General features: G+C 60.5%; 20 protein-coding genes and 3 pseudogenes. 11 read left to right on the top strand and 12 right to left on the bottom strand.

Features of this window, described 5'->3' with window-relative positions:
• The first annotated feature begins 354 nt into the window (after positions 1-354).
• The 4 genes and pseudogenes from BN1800_RS33125 (at position 355) to BN1800_RS33105 (ending at position 3,188) form a co-directional block, all read left to right on the top strand.
• Entirely contained in the window at positions 355-1,023 is a 669-nt protein-coding gene (locus tag BN1800_RS33125; protein ID WP_087004004.1) for a haloacid dehalogenase type II, read from the top strand.
• 13 nt (positions 1,024-1,036) lie between these two features.
• Positions 1,037-2,311: an NAD(P)/FAD-dependent oxidoreductase gene (locus tag BN1800_RS33120; RefSeq protein WP_087004025.1), complete on the top strand. Its 1,275-nt coding sequence runs from the start codon at positions 1,037-1,039 to the stop codon at positions 2,309-2,311.
• 215 nt (positions 2,312-2,526) lie between these two features.
• Complete coding sequence (locus BN1800_RS33110; protein WP_087003999.1) at positions 2,527-2,781, top strand: type II toxin-antitoxin system Phd/YefM family antitoxin; 255 nt, start codon at positions 2,527-2,529, stop codon at positions 2,779-2,781.
• Positions 2,781-3,188 (top strand): annotated as a pseudogene (locus BN1800_RS33105) (PIN domain-containing protein). Before BN1800_RS33110 ends, BN1800_RS33105 begins: the two are co-directional and overlap by 1 nt.
• Positions 3,189-3,212: 24 nt before the next feature.
• Here the strand turns inward: BN1800_RS33105 and BN1800_RS33100 are convergent.
• The 4 genes from BN1800_RS33100 to BN1800_RS33085 all read right to left on the bottom strand — a co-directional run bounded on the left by BN1800_RS33100 (position 3,213) and on the right by BN1800_RS33085 (position 8,720).
• Positions 3,213-4,670 carry an NAD-dependent succinate-semialdehyde dehydrogenase gene (locus tag BN1800_RS33100; protein ID WP_087003996.1) on the bottom strand — a complete coding sequence of 486 codons (1,458 nt, stop codon included), beginning with the start codon at positions 4,668-4,670 and terminating at the stop codon, positions 3,213-3,215.
• A gap of 16 nt (positions 4,671-4,686) precedes the next feature.
• The gene (locus BN1800_RS33095) at positions 4,687-5,730 is read right to left on the bottom strand and encodes a tartrate dehydrogenase (protein WP_087003994.1); all 1,044 of its coding nucleotides are present in this window, start codon (positions 5,728-5,730) and stop codon (positions 4,687-4,689) included.
• 9 nt (positions 5,731-5,739) lie between these two features.
• The gene (locus BN1800_RS33090) at positions 5,740-7,203 is read right to left on the bottom strand and encodes an aldehyde dehydrogenase family protein (RefSeq protein ID WP_087003991.1); all 1,464 of its coding nucleotides are present in this window, start codon (positions 7,201-7,203) and stop codon (positions 5,740-5,742) included.
• Positions 7,204-7,697: 494 nt separating this feature from the next.
• Entirely contained in the window at positions 7,698-8,720 is a 1,023-nt protein-coding gene (locus tag BN1800_RS33085) for a helix-turn-helix domain-containing protein (protein WP_087003988.1), read from the bottom strand.
• Between the two features lie 164 nt (positions 8,721-8,884).
• On the opposite strand from BN1800_RS33085, the gene BN1800_RS33080 reads away from it, so the two are divergent.
• The 4 genes from BN1800_RS33080 (at position 8,885) to BN1800_RS33065 (ending at position 13,529) form a co-directional block, all read left to right on the top strand.
• Positions 8,885-9,457 carry an SMI1/KNR4 family protein gene (locus BN1800_RS33080; RefSeq protein WP_087003985.1) on the top strand — a complete coding sequence of 191 codons (573 nt, stop codon included), beginning with the start codon at positions 8,885-8,887 and terminating at the stop codon, positions 9,455-9,457.
• Between the two features lie 19 nt (positions 9,458-9,476).
• Positions 9,477-10,961, top strand: coding sequence for a DUF1254 domain-containing protein (locus BN1800_RS33075; RefSeq protein ID WP_087003982.1), 1,485 nt, complete (start codon positions 9,477-9,479; stop codon positions 10,959-10,961).
• 68 nt (positions 10,962-11,029) lie between these two features.
• Positions 11,030-12,583 (top strand): DUF1254 domain-containing protein, encoded by a 1,554-nt coding sequence (locus tag BN1800_RS33070; RefSeq protein WP_087003978.1) that lies wholly within the window; start codon positions 11,030-11,032, stop codon positions 12,581-12,583.
• 172 nt (positions 12,584-12,755) lie between these two features.
• Positions 12,756-13,529, top strand: coding sequence for a hypothetical protein (locus tag BN1800_RS33065; RefSeq protein ID WP_087003975.1), 774 nt, complete (start codon positions 12,756-12,758; stop codon positions 13,527-13,529).
• Between the two features lie 361 nt (positions 13,530-13,890).
• Here the strand turns inward: BN1800_RS33065 and BN1800_RS33060 are convergent, their stop codons facing one another.
• The 7 genes and pseudogenes from BN1800_RS33060 to argE form a co-directional block, all read right to left on the bottom strand.
• The gene (locus BN1800_RS33060; protein ID WP_087004022.1) at positions 13,891-14,868 is read right to left on the bottom strand and encodes a DUF1254 domain-containing protein; all 978 of its coding nucleotides are present in this window, start codon (positions 14,866-14,868) and stop codon (positions 13,891-13,893) included.
• Positions 14,869-14,934: 66 nt separating this feature from the next.
• Positions 14,935-16,353, bottom strand: a complete 1,419-nt coding sequence (locus tag BN1800_RS33055) for a DUF1254 domain-containing protein (protein ID WP_087003972.1) — start codon at positions 16,351-16,353, stop codon at positions 14,935-14,937.
• A 275-nt stretch (positions 16,354-16,628) separates the two neighbouring features.
• Complete coding sequence (locus BN1800_RS33050) at positions 16,629-17,222, bottom strand: recombinase family protein (protein WP_087003969.1); 594 nt, start codon at positions 17,220-17,222, stop codon at positions 16,629-16,631.
• Positions 17,167-17,367, bottom strand: a pseudogene (locus tag BN1800_RS33045) (Tn3 family transposase); the annotation flags it as partial. The gene BN1800_RS33050 and the pseudogene BN1800_RS33045, both read right to left, overlap by 56 nt.
• 345 nt (positions 17,368-17,712) lie before the next feature.
• Positions 17,713-18,063 (bottom strand): annotated as a pseudogene (locus BN1800_RS33040) (cupin domain-containing protein); the annotation flags it as partial.
• A 23-nt stretch (positions 18,064-18,086) separates the two neighbouring features.
• Positions 18,087-19,010 (bottom strand): 2-hydroxyacid dehydrogenase, encoded by a 924-nt coding sequence (locus tag BN1800_RS33035; RefSeq protein WP_087003962.1) that lies wholly within the window; start codon positions 19,008-19,010, stop codon positions 18,087-18,089.
• Positions 19,011-19,068: 58 nt separating this feature from the next.
• Positions 19,069-20,193 carry an acetylornithine deacetylase gene (gene argE / locus BN1800_RS33030; protein WP_087004019.1) on the bottom strand — a complete coding sequence of 375 codons (1,125 nt, stop codon included), beginning with the start codon at positions 20,191-20,193 and terminating at the stop codon, positions 19,069-19,071.
• 270 nt (positions 20,194-20,463) lie between these two features.
• Between argE and BN1800_RS33025 the strand changes: the two genes are divergently transcribed.
• Positions 20,464-21,345: a GNAT family N-acetyltransferase gene (locus tag BN1800_RS33025; RefSeq protein ID WP_087003959.1), complete on the top strand. Its 882-nt coding sequence runs from the start codon at positions 20,464-20,466 to the stop codon at positions 21,343-21,345.
• 160 nt (positions 21,346-21,505) lie between these two features.
• Here BN1800_RS33025 and BN1800_RS33020 read toward each other — a convergent pair whose 3' ends face one another.
• Positions 21,506-22,510 (bottom strand): LacI family DNA-binding transcriptional regulator, encoded by a 1,005-nt coding sequence (locus BN1800_RS33020; protein WP_087003956.1) that lies wholly within the window; start codon positions 22,508-22,510, stop codon positions 21,506-21,508.
• A gap of 191 nt (positions 22,511-22,701) precedes the next feature.
• Here BN1800_RS33020 and BN1800_RS33015 point away from each other — a divergent pair, with 191 nt between their 5' ends.
• Positions 22,702-23,616 carry a sugar phosphate isomerase/epimerase family protein gene (locus BN1800_RS33015; RefSeq protein WP_087004016.1) on the top strand — a complete coding sequence of 305 codons (915 nt, stop codon included), beginning with the start codon at positions 22,702-22,704 and terminating at the stop codon, positions 23,614-23,616.
• Positions 23,617-23,659: 43 nt separating this feature from the next.
• Entirely contained in the window at positions 23,660-24,583 is a 924-nt protein-coding gene (locus BN1800_RS33010) for a TIM barrel protein (RefSeq protein ID WP_087003953.1), read from the top strand.
• Positions 24,584-24,594: the final 11 nt, after the last annotated feature.

Raw genomic sequence — 24,594 nt, 5'->3', positions numbered from 1 at the left:
TGCGGCCACGCCGCCTGCGCCGACCACAATGCGGCGCTGAACATCCTTTACCTGGGCCGCAAGGCCCGAACCGGAGGACATCCGGAGATGGCCTGTGAATCGAACCCGGTTGCGGGTCGGAAGCAGGAAGAAGACGGTAGCAGTCCCCGCGCGAATGCGGCGTGATCAAGACCGGAAGCCCCGTCCTTCACGGTGGGGAGAAGTCACTGTCGCCGCACAACTCTCTGCCAAAGTGCATGCCGGATACGAAACAATCTGCTTTGCCGGTTCCGATTTCAGTCGACCGGGCGGCCTGACCTCGACTTATGATGTGAAGAGACGAAATCGCTTTAGGAAAACTTACAGGATCCTCTCATGGCTCACTTCCGCCCGAAATACATCACCTTCGACTGCTACGGGACGCTCACCAATTTCCAGATGGCCGAGGCTGCGCGCGATCTTTATGGCAGCCAACTCGATGATGCGCAGATGGCGCAATTCATCAAGAACTTCGCTGCCTACCGCCTCGATGAAGTTCTGGGGGACTGGAAGCCTTACAACGAGGTGGTTCACAATGCCATCGAGCGGACCTGCAAGAAGAACGGTGTGGCCTTCCGCGACGAAGACGCGAGGATAGTCTACGAACGCGTACCGTCATGGGGACCGCATCCGGACGTACCGGCGGGTCTTGCAAGGGTTGCGAAGGAAATCCCGCTGGTCATCCTCTCCAACGCGATGAATTCGCAAATCATGTCGAATGTCGAAAAGCTCGGCGCACCCTTCCATGCGGTCTATACCGCGCAGCAGGCAAATGCCTACAAGCCGCGTTTCAAGGCTTTCGAATATATGTTCGATATGCTGGGCTGCGGTCCAGAGGATGTGCTGCACTGCTCGTCCTCCTTCCGATACGATCTGATGTCTGCCCACGACCTCGGAATTAAGAACAAGGTCTGGGTCAATCGTGGCCATGAACCGGCGAACCCCTATTACGGCTATGTTGAAATTGCCGATATCTCGGGTTTGCCGGGCGTCGTCGGGCTTTGAGAAAGACATGGCGATGAAGTTCCAATCCTATTGGCACGACACGGCCCCTATCTTCAAAGGCGCTGCACAAGGCCCTGTCGAGGGGCATTATGACGTTGCCATTGTCGGCGGCGGCTTCACCGGCCTTGCCGCCGCGCGCCATCTTGCAAAGGCTGGCGTTCGGGTCGTGGTGCTGGAGGCGGAACGCGTGGGCTGGGGTGCTTCGGGCCGCAACGGCGGTCATCTCAACAACGGCCTTGCCCACAGCTTCATTGCCGCCAAGGCCGAACTCGGCAAGGAGCGGGCCATCGCCCTCTACCGGGCGCTCGATCACTCGATCGATACTATCGAGGCGATTATCGCGGAGGAGGGGATCGATTGCAATTTCCGCCGCGCCGGAAAGCTCAAGCTCGCGTCCAAGCCGCAGCACTTCGATGCGATCGCCCGCAATTTCGAGGCCGTCCACGCCGAGGTTGATCCGGACACGGCACTTCTGACTGCGGCTGACCTCAAGGTTGAGGTCGGCTCGCCTTTCCACGGCGCCATGCTGTCGAAGAAGAGCGCGATGATGCATATGGGGCGCTATGTCGTGGGGCTCGCCACCGCCGCTGCCCGTCATGGCGCAACCATTTTCGAGAAGGCAGCGGTGACCGATCATCGCCAAGGCAACGGGCGGCACAGCCTGACGACGGCTCGGGGGACGATTACGGCCGATCACGTGCTCGTCGCGACAGGTGCTTATACGCCTCCGATCTTCGGCTATTTCCGCCGCCGGATTGTTTCTGTCGGAAGCTTCATTATCGCCACGCGCCCTCTGACCGATGCCGAAATTGCAGCGACGATTCCTGGAAACCGGACCTGCGTCACGTCGATGAACATCGGCAACTATTTCCGGCTGGCGCCTGACAACCGGCTGATCTTCGGTGGCCGCGCCCGGTTTTCCGCAACATCCGACCAGCGTTCGGATGCAAAGAGCGGAGAGATCCTTCGGGCGAGCCTGCTTCAGATTTTCCCGCAACTTTCCGGCGTCGAGATCGACTATTGCTGGGGCGGGCTCGTCGATATGACCAAGGATCGCTATCCGCGTGCCGGTTACGTCAACGGTGTCTGGTACGCCATGGGCTATTCCGGACACGGCGCGCAATTGTCTACGCATCTCGGTATGATCATGGCCGATGCCATCCTGGGCAAGGCCGACCGCAACCCTCTCAATGGGCTCGTCTGGCCGGCTGTTCCCGGGCACTTCGGCAAGCCATGGTTCCTGCCGTTGGTGGGCTTGTACTACAAGACACTCGACCGGTTTCAATAGCGAGCAAGTGATCCATCCGGGCCGCTTACAAACTGCTGACAACTCGTTGAGCAAACATTGGTTTGCGCGCCGCAAGGCCGAGACGTCGCCCTACGACCACGTGACCGACTGAGGGGACGGCGCCGGCGAAGCGCGTGGGCGCAGCGCCGATATCGAGATTGATCCCGGCAACCAGACACGCCATATAGCTCGACAGTCTAGCTTGGATCAGAATCATGGAATGGCAGTTACAGGACGCTAAGAACCAATTCTCGAGAGTCGTTCAGAAAGCTCGGGTCGAGGGGCCGCAGGTGGTCACCGTACGTGGCCAACGCACGGCTGTCGTGCTGTCGGCCCGCGACTACGACGCTTTGCGCGCTGGTCGACCGACTCTGGTGGACGATCTGTTGTCGGGACCTGCTTGGGATGATGACTTCTTAGAGGCAGTGACTGAGCGCTCTAGGACACCAAGCCGAGACGTCGCCTTCTGATGTATCTCCTGGATACGAATGTCATCTCAGAGGCACGCCGTGGCACGCCTCAGGCCGGTATCATGGCTGCGATCGGTCGATCCTCTGGCGGTCCATTTGAGCGTGTTCACGCTAGGCGAAATCATGCGGGGCATAGCCCTCAAGCAGAAGAACGACCCGAAGTCGGCTGGCCATCTTGCGGAGTAGCTCCGCAAATTGCGTCACGATCATGCTGAGCGCTTCTACCCGTATCAGACCAAATTGCGGTCGAATGGGGTCGCATAGCCGCAATCCGTCCGCGCGGCGATATCGCCGGTTTGATCGCCGCGACCGCGATCGTTCACGATCTCATCGTTGTCACGCGGAATATCACGGACTTCGAAGACACTGGTGCCATCATCGTCAACCCGTGGGACCTCGCCGTATGAGGATGCCGTCAAGCGACGGCCGGGTCAGCCAAGTCCGCCGATGTGGAAGCTCTTCATTTCCAAATATTCCTCGATGCCACATTGGGCGCCTTCGCGGCCGAGGCCGGATTGCTTGACGCCCCCGAAGGGAGCGACTTCCGTCGAAATGGCTCCGGTATTCAGGCCGATCATACCGAATTCAAGCGCCTCGCCGACGCGCCAGGAACGCTTCAGGCTTTCGGTATAGAAATAGGCGGCTAGCCCGAAGGGCGTGGCATTGGCGATCCGGATCGCCTCCTCTTCTTTATCGAAACGGAAGAGGGGAGCCACGGGACCGAAAGTCTCCTCGCTGGCAAGCTGCATATCCGTCGTCGCGGCGCCGAGGACGATCGGCGCCGTATACTGGTCGCCGTCCGGCAGGGCGGGCGGGGTCGAGATGATCCGCGCTCCTTTTGCGAGGGCGTCTGCCACATGGCGATTGATCTTCTCGATTGCCGCTTTGTTGATCATCGGGCCGATATCGGCGCCGGAATCAGTTCCGCGCCCCACTTTCATGGCGGAAACGCGGGCTGCCAGCTTTTCAGCGAAGGCGTCATACACGCCCGACTGAATCAGGATGCGGTTGGCGCAGACGCAGGTCTGGCCGCCGTTGCGGAATTTCGAGGCGATCGCACCCTCGACGGCGAGGTCGAGATCGGCATCGTCGAAGACGATGAACGGCGCGTTGCCGCCGAGTTCGAGGCTCAGCCGTTTGATGCTGTCTGATGCGCCACGCATCAAAAGCGAGCCGACACGGGTAGAACCGGTAAAGGAGATCTTGCGAACGGTCTGGTTTGCCATCAACTCGTTGCCGATCTCGGTCGGCATGCCGGTGACGATGTTGATGACGCCTTTCGGGATGCCGGCGCGCTCCGCCAGAACGCCGAGCGCAAGCGCCGAGTAGGGCGTCAGATCGGATGGCTTGATGACGACCGTGCATCCGGCGGCAAGCGCCGGCCCGACCTTGCGGGTGATCATCGCATTGGGAAAATTCCAAGGCGTGATGATCGCCGAAACACCGACCGGCTCCTTCAGGACAACGATCCGCCGATCGGCCGTTGGCGAGGGAATGGTGGTGCCGCCGATGCGGCGAGCTTCTTCGGAGAACCACTTGACGAACGAGGCACCGTAGCGGATTTCGCCCCGTGCTTCTGCAAGCGGCTTGCCCTGCTCGCTGGTGAGGATCAACGCAAGATCTTCGAGGTTATCGATCATCAGGTCGTGCCAGGCCTCCAGCAGTGCGGCACGTTCGGCATGGGTCTTCTTGCGCCACGATGGAAAGGCAGTCTCTGCCGCCTCGATCGCAGCGCGGGTGTCGCCGCCGTCCATGTCCGGCACTGTTCCCAACACCTCCTGCGTCGCGGGGTCAATGACCTCGATTATGCGTCCCGCGGCTGCACCGCGCCATTCGCCGTTGATGAGCCCGTGTTCGCGAAACAGGCTGGTGTCCTTCAACTCGTTCATCTTATCCTCTTTTCCGTCAGTCCAGCGCCGAAAGCACGGCTTTGGTGATTGTGTCTGTCTTGTCCTTGCCGGGAATTGCGCCGATGCCGCGCGCTGTCGTCGTCTCGATCGCAGCCATCACATTCCTGGCCGCTGCCGTTTCCCCCAGATGTTCGAACATCATCGCTCCCGACCATATGGCGGCGATCGGATTGGCGATGCCGAGATGGGCGATATCAGGCGCCGAGCCATGGACGGGTTCGAACATCGACGGCGCGGTGCGGTCGGGATTGACGTTGGCGGAGGCCGCAAAGCCGAGCCCGCCCTGGATGGCGGCGCCAAGATCGGTCAAGATATCGCCGAACAGATTGGAAGCGACCACTACATCGAGGCTTTCCGGCGCCATGACCATGCGGGCGGCCATGGCGTCGATGTGATAACTCGTCACCTCGACATCTGGAAACTCGCCGGCAAGCTTTCGGGTGATCTCGTCCCAGAACACCATGGAATGTTTCTGTGCGTTTGACTTCGTCACAGAAGCGAGCTTGCCGCGCCGGGCGCGCGCCTGCTCAAAGCCGAAGCGCAAGATGCGCTCCACCCCCTTGCGGGTGAAAATCGTGGTCTCGACGGCCACTTCGTTGTCCGTGCCTTGATGCACGCGGCCGCCGGCGCCGGAGTATTCGCCCTCGGTGTTTTCGCGGATGCAGAGAATATCGAAGTGGTCCGATTTCAGCGGCCCCTGAACCCCGGGTAGCAGCCGATGCGGACGGATATTTGCATACTGTACAAAAGCTTTGCGGATGGGCAGAAGAAGTCCGTGCAGCGAGACGGAGTCCGGTACTTTTGCCGGCCAGCCGACAGCGCCGAGCAGGATGGCATCGAAGGGTTTCAGCGTCTCGATGCCGTCGGCCGGCATCATGCTGCCATGCTGGAGGTAATAGTCGCAGGACCACGGATAGCTGGTGCCCGACAAGGCAAACCCAGCGGCGTTGGACGCCTTTTCCAGTACCGCCCAGGCTGCATCGGTGACATCTCGGCCAATACCGTCTCCAGGCAGAAGGGCAATCTTATAGATCTTCATGGTCGGTCCTCAAAGGCTGATGAGCACGCTCTTGCTCTTGCGGTTGGCGAGATAGGCTTCGCGTCCAAGATCCTTACCGATGCCGGATTGCTTGTAGCCGCCGGTCGGCAGGATGTGGTCGCGCGAGCGGCCGTAGCGATTGACCCAGACGGTGCCGGCCTGCAGGCGCCGTGTGAGACGGATGGCACGCGAAAGGTCACGGGTGAAAAGTCCAGCCGCAAGACCATAGGTCGGGTGGTCTGCGAGGGTCAGCGCTTCCTCCTCATCCTCGAAGGTCTGAATGGTCAGCACCGGCCCGAAGATCTCCTCCAGAACGGCCGGTGACGTCGCCGTCACGCCGGAGATCAGCGTCGGGGCGTAAAAGTAGCCTTCGCAATCCAGGCGCTTCCCACCAGCCAGGCACTCTGCACCATCGTCGACGGTGGCGCGGACGATGCTGTCCATGCGGCCGATCTGCCGCTCGGAAATGATCGGCGGGTAGTCTGTAGCCTCATCCCAGGTGGGACCGGGGCGGATGGCGGCCAGCCTGGCGATGATGGCGTCCACCAGCACGTCCGCCACCTTGGCCTCCACGATCAGCCGCGATCCGGCCACACAGGCCTGTCCGGCATTGCCAAGAAGGCTGGTCGCGATCGCGCCCGCCGCCAGATCGAGATCGGCGTCGGCAAAAACGAGCTGCGGGCTCTTGCCGCCAAGTTCGAGGGTCATCGGCTTTACGCCGGTTCTAGCAATATTGGTCATGATGGCCGAGCCGGCAGCCGTCGAGCCGGTAAAGCTCACCTTGGCAATGCCCGGATGGCCGGTCATCGCGTTGCCGGTGGTCAAGCCATCGCCGAGGACTATGTTAATCAGGCCCGCAGGCAGACCGGCACGCACGGCAAGCTCGGCGAGATAAAGTGTTGAGAACGGCGTGATTTCGGAGGGTTTCAAGACGACCGCATTGCCGGCGGCGAGCGCCGGAGCGAGCTTCCAGCCGGCCATGGACAAGGGAAAATTCCAAGGCGTGATCGCACCGACGACGCCATAAGCCTCGGTCATGATCATGCCGAGGCTGTCGTCAGCGGTTGGGACGAGGTCGCTGCCTTCCTTGTCAGCAAATTCGGCGAAGAAGCGGATCTGTTCGGCAGTCGCTGCAATATCGCCGGCAATCAAATGCCCAACGGGGCGAGTGGAACCAACGGCTTCCATCTTCGCGAGACGCACGGCCTCCTGCTCGATGAGATCGGCCCAGCGCTGCATCGCTTTGGTCCGTTCGCGCGGACGTAGCGACGCCCAGCCGCTCTCCTTCAAGGCTTTTTGCGCCGTGTCGACCGCTTGGTCGACGATATCCGCAGAGGCAACCGGACAATCCCAATATGCCTTCGCATCCGAGGGGCGGTGCGTCGGCAGCTCGCCTCTTGCCACGACCAGCCTCCCACCGATGAAGTGACCTTTCGGCAGAGAAAGTGAATCTGGATCGAAGCTGAGGGTCATGAAATGTCCTTGCTGGGCGTTTGCGCAAGGTTAGCGTTCAGGCTCCGGCAGCATGCGTCGACTGTGGCGGACAGGACGGAGGAAAATCCTGTTTATCAGCGGTTGCCGGTTGAATCTTCGGCGGATGATGCCGCCCGACCCACGCCGGGCAGCGTCGGCATCACATCACGGCCCCTGTGCATTATCGGGACACAGATTCACGGTAGCCGTTTCGCCGCTGCCTGATCAGCAAGGTTCGACCCCTCTCTGCCTTTCCGCCGCACAGCCTGAACCGGAAGTTCTGACCCGACGCTGTCATCGACGCTAGTTGCAGTGAACGGCTCGACTGCGCCCCATCGCAGCCGTCCAGATTTGCGCGCGAGACGGGTCAGGCCAGCGTACAGTTAGCAATACTCGCTTCAGGATAAATGCCCCATTCATCGCTCATGGATCATGCAGTTCGGACAAAAAGCTGTCGCCAGAGCGACCGCAGTGTTGCGCCGAATCTCTTCGCACTATCCGGGGAGCGCGCGAATCCAGTCGTCGAATCCGTCGGATCCGCCAAGCCTGGCGGGCGAAGTTTCGGAGGGGACTTCCGCAGCCCGGTGTGTCAGATTGCGGACGTCTCGCGCTGATCGCCCGTACAGGTGCTTGAACGCGCGGGCAAAATGATCGCCGCGCAGAAATCCGAACTCGGCAGCAACATCCGAGATGCGTCGGGTTTCGCACGGGTCGGCCAAGGCCGCCCTTACGCGCTCAAGCCGTCTGCTCTGGACATAGCGCAGCACACCGCCCTCCCGGTCGAACAATCGGTATAGCGTTCTGCGGGACACACCCACGGCATTGCAGATCGCGTCGATGTTCAAGTCGGCGGAATCGAGGTGTGCCTCGACATAGCGCTTCGCCCGACGCTGCAGGACCAGTTCGAGACCCGGACGCGCCGCCTCGACATTGGCAAGTGAGGGGGCAAGGCAAGCCGTCAGCATTTCGCATGTGGCTCGGCTCAGCGCCTGTTCGTCGCCCGCCGGCAAGCTGGGCAGCCGCCGTGCGAGGATATCGATGTATTCCGCCAGCAGCACGGCGTGGGGACCAGATGGAGCACTGCCGTGAAGAGCGCCGAGGTTCGGGAGTCGATCCTCAAGCAGTGATCTCGGCAGGAACAGCGCTACGAGACTGCAATCGGGTTCATCACTGATCAATTCACAGGAGAGATCAAGTACGGAAACCTGGCCGGCCGCACCCTTGAACTCGCCTCGTGGCGTCTGGGCTCTCCAGCCGCCTGTCCGATAAAGGTTGAGGACAAAATGGTCCATGCCATCCTGGCGCAGCCGCGCCGGGGATCTGACATACCGTTGGCCGCCAAGATCAGCGTTGGTGACAACCATGTCACCAAGTTGAAAGGCCTCGACCCTCGCGTCGAAAGTCGCGTCGGCATCGTGGGAAAGACGCTCCACGTCAAAAACCACGGCGATGCTCTCTCGCCATGCATCGAATTGCTGGGTCACAAAGTGGGTGCTTGGAATAGTCGAAGGGTCCATAGGTCTCCCACCTCCTTCCTCACGAGGTTTCACATCGCTTTGGCACGCTCAGTCAAGTTTTGGCACGGATATGGTCTTGAGACCGGCGGTGGCAAGCCTAACCTCGTACACAACTTCTTGTCCGAAAGTATCAATGCCGCTTCACTTTGACGAAGGAGGTGCCCATGTCGGCTGCCGTTGACTTGGTCTGGTTGCTAAGACGCATCGAAGCGTGGGTTGCGCGCAACCACCCGGACCGTCTGCCGTTCGTCCGGCCAGGGGCAGAGGCCTCCACACTTCAACGGATCGAGACCAAGCTGGGCAACGCACTGCCTTCTGACATTCGGCTTCTCTACGCTGCCCATGACGGCCAGCCAGAGGGAGCTCCCGCGCTTTACCTGAATCAGCGATGGCTACCCCTCGATCTTGTGGCTGTGGCCTGGGAGGATCTTTGCCTCCGCTACGGCGCTCCTGGCGAACTGCATCTGGCCGCAAGGGCCAAGGGCGGGCCTCGCCGGCAGGCAGCATGGTCGCCGAGTTGGCTTCCTCTCTTCGGCAGCCCGCGGGGTGATCACTATTGCATCGATATCAGCCCGGAGCCTTCGGAACGTTTCGGCCAGGTCCTATGGTTTCTTTACGACTGGCCCGGGCGCACGGCCATTGCCCCAAATATTGGCGAACTTCTCCAAAGGGTTGCGGATGGTATCGAAGCCGGAAGGTGGCGAATTGACGATGGGTACGATGGTTTGAGTGATTGATCGGCAATAGGAGGCGCATATGAACTCGAAGGTAATTTTTCTGACGGCAGCGATAACGTCAGCGCTGTCAGCTTCCACGGTCTTGGCCCAAGAGACAGAGCCACCAATGACGCCGTTGATGGAGCAGATCAACGGCGGCAAATGGCTGGACCAGGCGGAGGCGGCAAAGCTGCGCGACGAGCTTTACTACCAGCGCGCCATCGACGCCTATTTTCGTACGCTGCCGGCCCTGAACGTCATCGGCATGCGCGACGGCTCGGAGGCGAAGTTCGGAGCGGGCTACAACGTGCTGCCGATCTGGAAAGAAAGGATGGACAGCCGCGCCTGGGTGCCGACGCCGAACGCCGACGTGATCTATTCGATGAGCTACCTCGATTTGAAGGAGACGGGTCCGCTTGTCGTCGCCGCGCCGCCGAACCTGATCGGCATGTTCACCGACTTCTTCCAGCGCACGATCACCGATGTCGGCGCAATCGGGCCGGACCGTGCCCGCGGCGGCCTCTACCTCCTTTTGCCGCCGGACTATGACGGGCAAGTTCCGCAGGGCTATTACACGTTCACCTCGCCGACCTACAACGTCTTCCTGTTCTTCCGCACCATCATGCCTAAGGGCGACAAGGGGCCGGACCCTGCGCCAGCGGTGGCGGCGGCCGAACAGACCCGCGTCTACCCGCTCTGGACCTCGGAGAAGGAGGTCAAGCCGATGGAGTTCCCGAACGGCTCGGGGCAGGACGTCAACATGATGTATCCGGTCGACATGAGCTACTGGACCAAGCTCAAGGAGCTTGTCGACTACGAGCCGGTCGCCGCCATCGCTCCCGAGGTTCGCGGGGTGCTTGCCTCGATCGGCATTGTCAAGGGTCAGCCCTTCGAGCCGACGGACAAGCAAAAGGAACTGTTGCAGAAGGCTGTCGAAACTGCGCCAAAGATGATCATGGCGCTGCGGCAGGACTGGCGGTCCGACGGCCGCGACCGCTACTATCCGGATCGGCAGTACTTCAATGCCTGGGGCAGCGCGACATCGGAATGGCTTCAGGACAGCTATCTCGACGTGAATCAGCGCGCCACCTATTTCCAAGTCGCCTATTCCTCGGCGCCGGCGATGGTGATGCGGACGCTCGGCGCGGGGTCGAAATATCCCACTACATTGCGAGACGCCGACGGCGATTTCCTCGAGGGAGGCAAAGCCTATAGACTGCACCTGCCGCCGAACCCGCCGGCTGCCCTGTTCTGGGCGGTGACGGCATACAACATCACCGATGGTTCGATGGTCGCTGCGCCGCAACTCATGCCCTCGATCAACGGCATGAACGATGTTGCTACCAACGCGGACGGCTCGGTCGACCTGTGGTTCGGTCCCGAGAAGCCAGGCGACGCTGCCGACACGAACTGGATTCAGACGGTTCCCGACCGAAACTTCCTCGTCACGGTCCGACTCTATGGAACAGGCGTCGAATTCTTCGACCAGACGTGGAGACCCGACGATGTCGTCAAGGTGAAGTGACAACCCGGGCGCGCTCGTGGGGGCGCCCTTATTCATGGCCTGAGGCCCCGATCCCGGAGGATGATGCAATGAATCCCGATACGAGCAGTAATCTGAAAGTCACCCGGCGCGATGCACTCAAGAGCGGGCTCGGTGCCGCCGCCGCCCTTGCCACGGTTGGAGGCAGAGCAGCCGTCCCTGCTGCCCTATCGTCTGCGGCAGTGGTTGCGGCGGCAGCGACGACGAATGCGCAGGGCATGGCTGCACAGACTGAGGTAACCCAGCCGGCAACAGGTATCGAGATGCAACCCGGTTATGCCCGCGCCATCGCGCAGACGGCCTATATCTGGGGCTGGCCCATGGTCAACATGATCAACCGCAACGCCAGGACCACGCAGGCCCCGCGGCCGGGACTTGTCGGCGGCATTCTGCCGAGCGCGCCGCGCGGCCAGATTGGGATGCTGCACGACTACATAGTGCCTGAGGAAACTTTCGTCACCTGCCCCAATCAGGACGTGGTCTATGGTTTAGGGTTCTTCTCGCTCGACGAGGAGCCTGTGGTCGCGCAGGTGCCGGACTTCGGCGACCGCTTCTGGGTCTATGCCTTGTATGATCAGCGTACCGATCAATTCGGTCATATCGGCAAACCCTACGGAACAAAGCCCGGTTTCTATCTGCTGGTGGGTCCGAGATGGAATGGTCTGAAGCCCGCCGGCATCACCGATATCGTGCGTTGCCCGACGGTGCTGGCCAACGCGATCCCGCGCATTTTCCAGGACGATACGCCGGAGGACAAGCAGGCGATCCAGGCCGCGATTAACCAGATCGTCTTCTACCCGCTCAAGGATTTCACTGGCGAGATGAAGACGATCGAGTGGGTCAATGTGCCGGACCTCCCGGCTCCGCCGCCGGATGGTAGCAGCGGCGGCGGAGAAACGAAGTGGGTGGAGCCGGAAAAATTCTTTGATCAGTTCGGCGAGGTGCTGGCCATGCTCGATCCTTTGCCGGGTGAGGAAGCTCTATATCAACAATTCCGCCTGCTGCTTGATGTCTCGGCAAAGGATCCCGAGCTGAAAAAGCTGCTGGTCGACACGGCCGTCGAGACTGAAGAGAAGGTCATCCTTCCCTTCTTCCAGTGGAAGTACAACGGACGACCCGCCGGCAACGGCTGGAACCGCTCGACCAATAACGCGCAATGGGGCATCGACTACTACAATCGCACCGGCACGGCGAAGTCGAACATGTTCGACAACCGGCCGAACGAAACTCAATATTTCTACACCGATCACGACGGCACGGGTGACCAACTCACTGGTAGTGGCAGCTATGCGGTCACGTTCGCGGCGGGACAGGAACCGCCGGTCAACGGCTTCTGGTCATTGACTCTCTACAACGACAAGCATCTCTTCCACGCAAACGACCTCAGGCGCTACTCGCTCGGCACCAAGAACAAGAACCTTCAGCGCAACGCCGATGGTTCGCTGACCCTCTATGCCGGCGCTAAATCGCCAGGAGCAGACAAGGAGGCGAACTGGCTGCCGGCGCCGGGCGGAACATTCTCGCTGTACATCCGCGCCTACTGGGGCAAGGAAGCCATTCTCGACGGTTCCTGGCAGCCGCCGAAGATCGAGGCGGTTCAATAGCATGCCTAATGCCAGCGGGCGCAAATGCGCGCTGGCAAATTCTTCGACCACAGTGGAAGCCCCGGCGACTTCGGGAAGGTTGAATGACGGATTGTCGATGGTCGCCCGGGCACGCCACAAGGAAGCGACTGGGGGGTCGAGGAGGGTTCTGAGATGAGATCACTGGTCCGCCCTGGTGGTGTCCGCATTCGCGTCCGGGAGCGCGGCTTCCGCCCAGGACGCCGATCTTGCGAAGCAATTGTCGAACCCGATCGCTTCGCTGATCAGCGTGCCGTTCCAGTTCAACTACGACAGCGGCTTCGGGCCGACCGACGGCGACAGGGTGACGCTGAACATCCAGCCGGTGATCCCGATATCGCTCAACGAGGACTGGAACCTGATCTCGCGCACGATCGTGCCGGTTATCTGGCAGGAGGATATCGCCGGGCCGTCCGGCGATCAGTTCGGTCTCGGCGACACCGTGCAGAGCCTGTTCTTCTCACCCAAGGCGCCCGGCCCCGGCGGCATCATCTGGGGCGTCGGGCCGGTATTCCTGCTGCCCACCGGCACCGACCCGCTGCTCGGCGGCGAGAAATGGGGCGCCGGCCCGACCGGCGTGGCGTTGAAGCAGTCAGGCCCCTGGACCTACGGCATGCTGGCCAATCACATCTGGTCCTTCGCAGGCGACGACAATCGCATCGACGTCAGCGCCACCTGCCTGCAACCGTTCATCTCCTACACGACGCCCGACGCCTGGACCTTCGCGCTCAACACGGAGTCCACCTATGACTGGAAAAGTGAATCCTGGTCCGTGCCGGTGAATTTCACAATCAGCAAACTCGTCAAGTTCGGCCAACAGCCGGTCAGCTTGCAGGCCGGCGTCCGCTATTGGGCCGAGAGTCCCGAGGGAGGGGCGGAGGGTTTCGGTTTCCGTACCGCCGTCACCTTCCTGTTCCCGAAAAAATAGGCGCGAAAGGCCGGCATGAAGCGAAAGGCGGATAACCCCTCGTAAGCCGCTGTTGAAGTCCGCCGCCTCAAATGTCTAGAAATGGCGCAGTCGAGCCGACTAGGCCGAGCGAGGCGAATTCGGAGGCTGAACAACCTCCTACAGCCGCATCGGGTGTTCTTTGCCGTACCAGCCCGGCAAGTGAACGAGTAATGGCCCCAAATTCCGGACATTCCGGGCGCTGCTTCAAAGCCGACATTCGCGCTACAGCCGGAGTCGACCCTTCAAGGACCTTCGTTCGACGAAGTCCTACGTCCCTAGACCAAGGCGGACCTGGGCAACGTCCCGCGACCATGTTTACCTGATGTAGATACCTGCACCTTCAAGTCGAAGGTTGGGGCTCCGGGAAAGCCCAACTTCCGTCGAGAATCGTGGCGCGTGGACGATAAAGCCGGACCGTATAGTTCCATCCCTTCATGATGGGCAAGCAATTCGGAATTTTGCCGTCGCAGCCGCCGAACTGGACATCGATCGAACCATCACTGCTTTTCTCGGCCGTGACATTGTTGAGCGAATAGGCATCGTAAGGATTCTTCTCAAAGTAACCTTCGGCGTTGTAGAGGCTGATCGACCAGAAGCCGTCGACCGGAACGTCCTTCACATTCAGCTTGTAGACTGTCTCGCCATCGTTCTTCGCCGGCGTGATGTTGAGATAAGTGGCGTCCTTGTCGGGATTTCCGCCCCAGGCCGCAGCGCTGCTTACCAGATGCCGAACGGGGTCCACCTCCTCCTTGGAGCCGAACGCATTGTTGAAGTCGGGCATGGTCGTCGCGAGAACGAGAAGCGCATCCCTGACTTTCTTCTGGCTAGCCGGGTCCCACTCCGGAACCGCGAACTCGCCCGGCCCTCCAGGCTGGTCGATCTTGATGGCATCCTGCAACTCATGGACCTGCTTGACGTCCTCGGGGTCAGCGGGATCGACGAATGTTCGGATAGCGATCACCAGATACCGCGTGCCAACTTCGTCCTTCGCGAAGGTGCTTTCGCCGTCATATGCTACCGCTGACACATAGTGATCTTCGTTGATGGCCAGCAGGGACATGAACCGTTCGCCTGCATCCGGAAGAGTAATCGTCACCGGCCCGGCGTCGAGATCGAACACGGCGGCGGAGTAGAGCGTGTCGCGGTTGAGACGTATGACCGTCTGGCTGTCGATCGTGGCAGGTTCACGACGATGATTGAATTTGCCAAAACCTCCGTCCTTGACGATGTTGCTGAAGTAGAGGTCGCTCTCGGCCCGAATAAAATTGTCCACAGTGACAGCCTCTGCAGCAATCGCTGCCGCCGGCCACCCTACCATTGCGGCGAGTCCGACCACTGCGGCGAACGCGGGATGTCTGATGTTCATGGGAACCCTCCCTTCAGTTCAGTTTACCCTTTCGAGCGGCGGCGCTTTCCATTTTCCGTCCAATGCGTCCTGCTTCGGCCAGTAAAGACGCATCGCCATGAAAAACGGGCCGGCCGGCGCCGGAAGCCAGTTTGCTTCCTCGTCGGCTCCGGGCGACTCGTGCTGGACGTGGAGAGTCAGCCCGCCGTCGCTGTCCTTTCTCAGATCGGGCAGCATCGGCGAGTTGATGAGATAGCGGTTGATCGGATTGGCGGAGAGCAGGCTTGAGGGCAGCTCGTACAGCGTCAACGACCAGAAGGCGTGGACGGGAGGCAACTGGCCGGGCTTGAAGTTTATCCGGTAACGATTGGCACCGTTCGGCGGGTTCTTGTCGTTGTCGATGAAATAGACGGGGTAAATGGCCTCGTCTTTAGAGTTGCCATAGATGCCAAGAACCGCCCCCGACATTCGATCGATGTAGCTCCCGTTCAGGTACTCGCGCGTCCCGAAACTGTCCGCACTGGTCCGCTTTCCGGTGTCAAGCTGCGTTTCCTTGTACTCCTTGAACGCGGCCCACGCGTCGACCATGCCCGCCGTGATCGCCTCCCGAATGTCGGCAGGCAGGTTGGCGGCATCAAATTTCTTGCCGGCCCCGATACCAAGCTTGGCGAAGCGCGCCATCGTTTCGGTCTCTGACGGGTGCACCGGGCAGAACTGAAGAATAAAATTGAGTTCATTGAAAAACTCCAGCGATGTCTTTTCGTCTTCCGCGCTCAGCGGCTTGACGAAGTCTGCAGTCGGGGCTGGCGCGGGAGCCGGTTGGCCGAGAAACGACGAGAGCGGCTGGACCTTGTAGCCTGCCTGAACTTTCTTGACGTTGTCGATGTCATCCGGGCCGAACAGCTGTGTTCGGTAAAGGATAAAGGCAAATTCGGTCTCCGACCGGATAACATCCTTGATACCTTCCGGCTTCTCGCCCTGCCAGCCCGGTCCTGCAAGCAGGTAGCTTCCAGCGCCGTTGCCCGTTGCGCGGCTCCCGACATAGGCGAAGTTGAACGTGTACATGTCGATGAATTGCAGGGAGTAGTAGCGGCCCTGCTCGATCTCAGGTACCGTGAACACGAGCGGTTCGGCGCGAAGGTCAGCCCCGACATAAGAGTAGGGCGTATCGGAATTGGGGGTCTGGATCGCTTTGTCGTCCGGCGTGTAGACGCGGGCATTGTTGACGAGGGCGTTCCAGGGGGCCTTGTACTCGGCATCGTTCCGATCGACGAAGTAAGAGTACTGGATGCGATAGCTGTCCACGAGCGGGAAGCCATAAATGTAGGCTTCTTTGGCGATGGCTCGCGCATCTTTCGCGGATATCTCTTGGGAGTAGACCACAGGCGCCAGCAATGCCCCGCCGAGGAGCGCGGCTGCTACAGCACCTGACGCCAACAGTGTGTCCCGTCTGTTCATGGCATTTCCTCCTGATGGTGAGCGTTAGACGAGCGTCGAGACGGCACTGCTCGCGAGCATATCATGACGTATCTATATTGCATGACGGGTTTCGATGAGCGGCCACACTACAAAGATGTATTATGTCCCCTGCGGAGAAGGTGATGGAGGCTATCGTAAAGCGTGCGGGAATTGGCAAGCACGTTGCATCAAAAGGCGGCATTGGGCACCACCTGCTCGTTCCGATCGACGAGACAGACGGCAGAAAACCACCCCGTGCGGTCATTCAAGCCAAGTCATTCCAGTGCTTCATGTGCCTCCTGCTGGCGAAATTCGGCAACGATTCTTGAGACGGTTTGCTCGCTCACGTCATATAGCCTTGCCATTTCGGCGCCAGACTTGCGGCCCGAAATGACGGACTCGGCGATCTCACGCCGCTTTTTGTCATCGAGCTTGCGCCGTCGCCCACCAACGCGACCTTCCAGCCGGGCCTGAGCCAGCCCTGCACTTGTCCGCTCGCGGATCATGGCACGCTCGAATTCGGCGAAGCTGCCGACCATCTGCATCATCATGCGGCCAGCGGGCGTGGTGGTGTCGATCGCCTCGGTGAGCGAGCGGAACCCAGCGCCCGCCGCCTCGATCTTCTCCATGAGGTGCAGGAGATCCTTCAGGCTGCGCGACAGCCGGTCGAGCTTCCAGACGACGACGACATCGCCGTCGCGGAGCTGGCCGATCATTTCCTGGAGCCTGGGCCGATCCCATCGGCCCCCACTGGCAGCCTCTTCGAATAGTCGCTTGCACCCTACGGCGTTGAGCGCGCGAGCCTGTGCCGCAAACCGCGCGCGCCAGGCTGTTGCGGGCTTCCCCTTTGTTGAGTTCGCCGGTGACAAGCTGGCGGAGCGCAGGGTCCTGGAACCATCTCAATGTAAATAGCGTGCGTTCGATGCGACCAACCTCGCGCAGTGCGGCGGCAAGGCTATTCTGTTGCCGGTATGCGGAGAGCTTTTTAAGGATCAGCGATGGCGTGACGGTCCTGTCGCGCATCGCGCTGAATATCGGGCCAGTGATTGACGATCAAATCGCGGTTGAGCCTGTGTCCGAACAGCGGTGCCAGGCTACCGTAGCGCTTGGGTCTCTCGAAGGCATAGATGGTGTGCGTCGCGCGAAACCAGCTATCACTTCTGCATCGACCCCGATCTGCTCGGCTATATGATCGAGCATGATCCTTTGGGTTGGGACCGGATCAACCTCACTGGAGATTATGTCTGGTCAGACAGCATTGAACTCGACGCTAATGGCCTCATGCCGCTCCAATTGACCGCTCGCCCGTGATTGGTACTCCGCTACCGTGAATCCGTGTCCGAATAATGCACTGGGGCCAATCACAGTCACGTAGATCTTGCGGACAGTTTCGATGGTCTTCCACATGCCAGTGAAGCCAGGCTTCATGACGAAGCTGTCGCCGGCCTTGTAGACGGCAGGCTCACCGCCATCGGGGGTGATCTCCACAACGCCGGCAAGGATATGGCAGAATTCGAAGGTTTCGCCCTTGATCGAGCGGGTCTCGCCCGGCGTCGCTTCCCAGACCCCGGTATGGATCATCTCTCCGCGCGCCACATCCTGCGCCCAGGTCTTGAAGGCGGGATCCCCGGCAATGAGGCGTTCCGGAAGCGGTTTTGATTCCCGAGGGGCGGTCGAGGGATTGGTGTCGATAGTTTTGAGCAGAGACATGGAGGACCTTTCGTCGTTGAATGTCAGTAGCCGCGTGTACGATCGACCAAACCGACCGGATCGAGACCGGCGCGGTCGCGCTTGATGTTGTCTATGACCGCGCATGCGGCTGTTTCGGCTTGGGTGACGCTTGCGATATGCGGCGTCAGGATGATCTTCGGATGTGACCAGAAGGCATGGGCGGGCGGTAGCGGTTCGGGATCGGTCACATCGATGACGGCACCGGAGAGTTGGCCACTATCCAGCGCTTCGATCAACGCTTGATGATCGAGCTGCGGGCCGCGGCCCGTGTGGACGAGGCTTGCGCCGGAAGGCAGTTCGTTGAACAAATCCGCATTCAGCAAGCCGTGCGTTTCCGCCGTCAGCGGCAGCAGGCAGATCAGGGTATCGACCTTCTCCAGAAAGGGATTCAGTCCCTGCTGGCCACTGTAACAGGTCGCGCCGTCGATCTCGCGGGGGCTGCGGCTCCAGCCGGACAGCATAAATCCAAAGGGCTTGAGCCGCTCCAGCACGGCGCTGCCGAGCATACCGAGACCGAGAACACCCACATTTTGGCTTGCGGCCTGCTTCTGCGGAATCCCGCGCCACGACTGCCTCTTCTGCTGGTCAAGATAGGTGGGCAGATTGCGGTGAAGCATAAGCACGGCGAGCGTCACATATTCCTGCATCATGCGGATGATGCCGTCCTCGACCATGCGCACTAGCCTTATCTTTTCCGGTAGGCTGTCGAGCCTGAATTGGTCGATGCCCGCGCCGATCGAAAAGACGATCTCAAGATTGCGATATCGAAGAAGGTCGGCGGGCGCCGTCCAGGTTACCAGATAGCGGACCGCCTGCGGATCCACCGCGGCCGGATCCATCGAAAAGGCAAGGTCTGGAATCTCCCTGGCGAAAGCATCACGAAAAATGCGACCGCGCTCGGCGTCGGAATTGAAGAGCAGAGTCATCGGCATTTTCCCGTCGTTTCGGTATCCACGGTCATCGTTCGCATGGGCTGCTGCCTCACTAAGGGCAAAGCCTGTTGCCCAGCGCCTCGATCATGGATTGGCAGGCCGTCAATTCGTCGGTGAGAATGAACTCGTCGGGCCGGTGCGCACGTGCAATGTCGCCGGGGCCGCAGATGATGGCGTCGATTCCGGCGGCCTGATAAAGTCCGGCCTCCGTCCCGTAGCTCACAGCGGCGAGCGGCTCCTCGCCTGTCAGTTCCGCAAGTAGGCACGCGAGCGGCGCATCGGCTGAAAGCGACAAGCCGGGATAGGCGCTCGTGAGCTCCCAATTCACCTCAAAACCTTTGGCTCGCAGGCTCTCGGCCCTCGCCTTGAGGGGAGCCAGCAATTCGGTCGGGGAAACACCGGAAACCGCCCGGGCTTCGAACTCGGCGATGCACAGGTCAGGAATGATGTTGACCGCCTGGCCGCCCTTGATTGTGCCCGCCTGAAGGGAGGAATAGGCGGGCTCGAAAGCCGTATCGAAAGGACCCTGAGACGCGCGTTTGGCGCGTACGACAGCTTCCGCCAGCACTTCCGCCATCGCGTGGACGGCATTCAATCCCTGATCGGGACGCGAGGAATGTCCCGAACGACCGTGGATTTCGACGCGTGCCGCAGCCTTTCCCTTGTGCGCACGGATGGCGCGCATCTTGCTTGGCTCGCCGATGATCGCGCCTTCTGGCCTGGCGCAGAGTTCTGCGAAACGCGCGATCATGTGGGGTGCGCCCCGGCAGCCTGCCTCCTCGTCATAGGAAAAGGCAAGATGGATGGGGCGAGCAAGCGGCTTCGCTGCAAGCGCGGGCAGGGCGGCGAGCGCGGCCGCTAAAAAGCCCTTCATGTCGGAGGTGCCGCGTCCGTAGAGGCGATTTCCCTCCGCGCGAAGGGTGAAAGGGTCTGACGACCAGGCAGGTTCGTTGGCCGGTACCACGTCCATGTGGCCCGAGAGTATGTAGCCAGGAACGTCTGCCGGGCCGATAGTTGCAAAGAGGTTCGAACGGTTTCCTTCCGGCCCTGGCAGCACTGTGACCGTGGCATTGCAGTCTTCAATGTAGGCACGGATCCACTCGACGATCGCATCATTGGCCTGTCCGGCGACGGAGGGAAAGGCGATCAGGCGCTCAAGGATCTCAACGGCGTGCATCATAGGATTCTCGCGAACATGGCCGGCGCTCCGTCGGGATACATGGAAGGCCTAGTTGCGAAGCTTAAAGCCGCCGCACCGGATTGCGTGCCGAAATCGGCTCGGTTTCAGTGAATTGTTGCGGGCGGTGAGGCTCCTGGAGCGGATTGTACCGGCGCCTGCCGCCTAATATCCTTTTCAGCGGGTCCGGCGTGTTCCACGGATGCGCGGACTGCCTGCGTTTCGGATGCAATCGGGAGGTTTGAAGTGGAAGGAACGGCGTCAGAATCCATGGTTGTCGATTCCGTGCAGATGAAAATTGGCGATATCGTGGAGGCGGATCTCGACCAACTGCATGCGTTGTCGATTGCCGTCGGCTGGCCGCATCGCGCGGAGGATTGGCAGTTTCTGCGGCGTGTCGGTAAGGGCGTTGTCGCCCTGGACGACATCGGCCGCGTTCTCGGTTCGGCCATGTGGTTTCCGCATGGCGATAATTTTGCCACCGTCGGAATGGTCATTACATCGCCCCGCCTGCAGGCCAACGGGACCGGACGGTGGCTGATGCAGCATGCCTTTGCCCGGCTCGCGGGCTATACTCTCGGTCTCAATGCGACGCGCGCAGCACGGCGGCTATATCTTTCCCTTGGCTTTGCGGCTGAGAAGATCGTTTACCAGTGTCAAGGCGAAGCTCACGAGCCTGACCCTCCGGGTGCAACGCCGGACGGGGCGCATTTGCGCGCCATTGATATTGCCGATCTTGCTTTGTTGGCCGAGCTCGATCGCCAGGCATATGGTGCGGACCGCATGCCGGTTCTCGCCGGCTTGCTGAAGCACTCCAAGGGTTTTGGCCTGTTTCGCAATGATCGGCTTGACGCATTTTCGCTCTGCAGGCCTTTCGGCCGCGGGCATGTTATAGGCCCGGTGGTCGCCAATGGCGACCAGGATGCGATTGCGGTGATCCGGCCGCATGTTTCAGAGCATGCCGGCCATTTCCTCCGTCTTGATACCCGCCAGAAAGACGGAGCCTTCGCCGCGTTTTTGTCCCGATGCGGCATGCCCGTATTCGATACAGTTACGACGATGTCGCTCGGAAAGCGCTGGATTCCGGAGGACAGCCTGATCCCCGAAGGGCGCCCGATGACTTACGCGTTGGCAAGCCAGGCTTTGGGCTAAGCTGGGTGGTGGGTTGAGGAGTAACCTATGCAGATGCTCTGCCGACGAACCGCATTCTTGCGCGCCTATTATAATAATCGTGATTATAACATGGCGATATTTTGAGGCGCGCCCGATGACTTCCGCACTCGCAAGCAAGTTTTAAGTCAGGGATTCGAACTCACACGTTTTCGGGGGTTACGGTCAAGAAGCGCACAGGCTCCTTACTGACGTCGACCTCAATCAGACCAAGCGCCTTCAATGTCAAATCGATTGATCTGCGGGCCTGAATTTCCGGTACCTGATCGAGTACGACCGCCATGATGCCTTCACGCAGATAGCTCCGTGTCTGATCGCTCAATTCGTGCCCAACCCAAAACACCGCGCGTGCCTGCTGATTTTTGAGGACCGAGGCGACGGCGACGTTGTCGCCGCCGGCGCTGTAGACGCCAATGACGTCCGGGTGCCTGCGAAGCGCGTGGCGCAACAGTTCCATCGTGTTGTGTTCGTCGTCGAAATCGAACATCACCTCCACAAGGGCGTGTTCCCCATCGGCATGCTCGGCGAGATATTCGGAAAAGCCCCGGATACGCTCCTTGTGGTTTTCGTAGGCGCCGCTGTGGCAGAGAGCGACGAAGGAACCTGCCTTGCCCGCCTGCATGCGCGACATGTAATAGGCGGCCGTACGGCCGGCAGCGTAATTGTCGATCCCGACATAGGGCAGTTCCGTCGCCGGTCGCGTCATGATCTGGATGACGGGTATGCCGAGGGCCGCTGCTTGCCGGACACTCGTGACGACATCCGGATGATCGGGCGCGACGACGATCAGCGCGGACCGCCGGTTCTTCGGCTTTGCGATATAATGGGCGAAATCCGCGGGATCGTTTTCGCGGGCAAAGGTCCGGTGAACGACGATGCTGTGGTCAAGCAGGGCGGCGATCCTCTCGAACGCCTGGTTCATACGTGAATAGAAGTTCGTTTCCGGGCGCACGAGGATGACTTCGATCCGGACAAGGCCGCGATGGGCCTCTGGCATCACATGCCGATAGTTGAGCTTCCTGACCGCCAGAAAGACCTTCTCCACCGTTTCAGGTCTCACACCGCCACGACCATTGATCACCCGCTCGACCGTCGCGGTACCGACATCGGCTTCTCTCGCCACATCCCTCAGGGTGATCTTTGCCATGGTTTTATTCCGTCTCCCGTGACGAACTTCAGCATCTGCGCGGCACAAGGTCAATGATCAAATTTGATCAAGGAAGCATTGGCTCGTGGTCCGCAAGCACGCGTAATCTCGCCGGTAATTCGGGAGGAGATACCGAAGCCGAGCTAGATCGTTCGCTGGCCCGAATGCTGCCGGATGAAGGAGGAGACATCATGAAAATCGCACTCGACCCGCACATGCATCGCCATCTAGGCCCGAACGAGCTTTGCCGGAAGGCGGCAGAGCTCGGCTACGACTATATCGAGATGTCGCCGCGGGATGATTTTTTGCCCTGGTGGGTGCGCCCGCGCGCCCACAAGGAGCGGATTGCTCAGTTCAAGATGGCGCTTGCAGATCACGGCGTCAAACTCGCCTCGCTGCTTCCGATGTACCGCTGGGCAAGCCCGCATGAAGACGAGCGGGTGGCCGCGGTCGGTTACTGGAAGCAGGCCATCGAGATCGCCGTCGAGATGGGTTGCGATACGATGAACTCGGAGTTCGGCCGCGGCCCGTCGCCCGATCGCGGCCACAAGTCGAATTGCTGCGGCGGGCACTATACGCACGAATCCAGCGAGGCCGCCTGGTGGCGGTCGATCGAGGAACTGGTGCCGGTCTTCGAAAAGCACGGCGTGACCCTCAACATGGAACCGCATCCGGAAGACTGGTGCGAGACGCTTCATCCGGCGCTCGACATGCTGAAGACCATCGGCTCGAAGAATGTCAAGTTCCTCTATTGCGCCCCGCATACTTTCTACTTCGGCGACAACATGGCGAGGATGATCGAAGAGGCCGGTCCGATGATCGCCCACGTCCACGTGGCCGACACCTATAACCACAAGGCCTCGTCCGGCCTTCGCTACATCATCAATCCTCCCGGTGCGAAGGTGACGATCCACCAGCACATGGACATGCATCAGGGCGAGATCGACTGGGATGTCTTCTTCGGTTCGCTGGCCAAGATCGGCTTTGACGGCATCGTCACGGCTTGCGTTTTCGGCTGGGAAGACCGGGCCGATGCATCCGGCCGCTTCATGCGCTCCGAGATCCAGAAATATGTCGACAAGTATTGGCCGGTAAAGGGCACTTGAGCAAAGACCACGACATGACCGGCCCTTTGCGAGGAATAACCCCATGACCATCACCATCACGACCGCTCCATGCTGCTGGGGGGTCGACGACGTGAATAATCCGAACCTGCCGGCCTGGGAGCGCGTCTTCGATGAGGCGGCCGCCGCCGGCTATGGTGGCCTCGAACTCGGCCCCTACGGCTACGTACCGCTCGATCATCAACAGGTGGGAAAGGCGCTTGCCGAGCGCGGCCTTTTCATCGTCGCCGGCACGATTTTCGACGATCTCGTCTCTCCGGCCAACCGGGAGAACCTGCTGCGCCAGACGGACGAAATCTGCGCTGTTATCACCAGGTTACCGCAGCCCGCTCAAGTTGCAGGACAGCAGTTTAAGACGCCTTACCTGACCGTCATGGACTGGGGTCATGACGAACGGGATTATGCCGCGGGTCATTTTGATCGGGCGCCTCGGCTTTCCGACGAAGCCTGGGCCGGCATGGTCGCCAACATCAAGGCAATCGCCACACTTGCCAGGAGCCGATACGGCGTTCGCGCTGTCATCCATCCCCATGCCGGCGGCTACGTCGAATTTGCTGATGAGATAGAGCGGATCGCAAGCGATGTCCCGGCAGAAATCGCAGGCTTCTGCCTCGACACCGGCCACACCTATTATGCCGGCATGGATCCGGTTAAGACACTGCGCCGCTACGCGGGCCGGCTCGACTATGTGCACTTCAAGGATATCGACCGGGCCGTGTTCGAGCGCGTGCTCGGCGAGAAGATCCGTTTCTTCGAGGCCTGCGCCGAAGGGGTCATGTGCCCGATCGGGCGCGGTGTCATCGATTATCCGGCCGTGAAGCAGGTGCTTGAGGAGATCGGCTATCACGGTTTCATCACCGTCGAACAGGAACGCGATCCGCAGAGGGTGGCAGGAAGCCTCCAAGACGTGAAGGAAAGTCGCGACTACCTCCGGTCAGTCGGCTTCTAAGACAAGAGGAG

The sequence above is a fragment of the Rhizobium sullae genome, from assembly GCF_900169785.1.
Taxonomy (GTDB): Bacteria; Pseudomonadota; Alphaproteobacteria; order Rhizobiales; family Rhizobiaceae; genus Rhizobium; species Rhizobium sullae.
The sequence above is the reverse complement of the archived record's forward strand: the minus strand, read 5'-3'. Positions and strand labels throughout refer to the sequence as shown.

Bases quoted from the DNA above. Each gene is read 5' to 3' on its own strand.
- BN1800_RS33125 (WP_087004004.1), top strand. From the start codon at position 355: ATGGCTCACTTCCGCCCGAAATACATCACCTTCGACTGCTACGGGACG.
- BN1800_RS33015 (WP_087004016.1), top strand. From the start codon at position 22,702: ATGAAAATCGCACTCGACCCGCACATGCATCGCCATCTAGGCCCGAAC.
- BN1800_RS33055 (WP_087003972.1), bottom strand. From the start codon at position 16,353: ATGAACAGACGGGACACACTGTTGGCGTCAGGTGCTGTAGCAGCCGCG.
- BN1800_RS33020 (WP_087003956.1), bottom strand. From the start codon at position 22,510: ATGGCAAAGATCACCCTGAGGGATGTGGCGAGAGAAGCCGATGTCGGT.
- BN1800_RS33110 (WP_087003999.1), top strand. From the start codon at position 2,527: ATGGAATGGCAGTTACAGGACGCTAAGAACCAATTCTCGAGAGTCGTT.
- BN1800_RS33080 (WP_087003985.1), top strand. From the start codon at position 8,885: ATGTCGGCTGCCGTTGACTTGGTCTGGTTGCTAAGACGCATCGAAGCG.
- BN1800_RS33085 (WP_087003988.1), bottom strand. From the start codon at position 8,720: ATGGACCCTTCGACTATTCCAAGCACCCACTTTGTGACCCAGCAATTC.
- BN1800_RS33010 (WP_087003953.1), top strand. From the start codon at position 23,660: ATGACCATCACCATCACGACCGCTCCATGCTGCTGGGGGGTCGACGAC.
- BN1800_RS33035 (WP_087003962.1), bottom strand. From the start codon at position 19,010: ATGACTCTGCTCTTCAATTCCGACGCCGAGCGCGGTCGCATTTTTCGT.
- BN1800_RS33120 (WP_087004025.1), top strand. From the start codon at position 1,037: ATGAAGTTCCAATCCTATTGGCACGACACGGCCCCTATCTTCAAAGGC.
- BN1800_RS33095 (WP_087003994.1), bottom strand. From the start codon at position 5,730: ATGAAGATCTATAAGATTGCCCTTCTGCCTGGAGACGGTATTGGCCGA.
- argE (WP_087004019.1), bottom strand. From the start codon at position 20,193: ATGCACGCCGTTGAGATCCTTGAGCGCCTGATCGCCTTTCCCTCCGTC.
- BN1800_RS33025 (WP_087003959.1), top strand. From the start codon at position 20,464: ATGGTTGTCGATTCCGTGCAGATGAAAATTGGCGATATCGTGGAGGCG.
- BN1800_RS33075 (WP_087003982.1), top strand. From the start codon at position 9,477: ATGAACTCGAAGGTAATTTTTCTGACGGCAGCGATAACGTCAGCGCTG.
- BN1800_RS33060 (WP_087004022.1), bottom strand. From the start codon at position 14,868: ATGGTAGGGTGGCCGGCGGCAGCGATTGCTGCAGAGGCTGTCACTGTG.
- BN1800_RS33090 (WP_087003991.1), bottom strand. From the start codon at position 7,203: ATGACCCTCAGCTTCGATCCAGATTCACTTTCTCTGCCGAAAGGTCAC.
- BN1800_RS33070 (WP_087003978.1), top strand. From the start codon at position 11,030: ATGAATCCCGATACGAGCAGTAATCTGAAAGTCACCCGGCGCGATGCA.
- BN1800_RS33100 (WP_087003996.1), bottom strand. From the start codon at position 4,670: ATGAACGAGTTGAAGGACACCAGCCTGTTTCGCGAACACGGGCTCATC.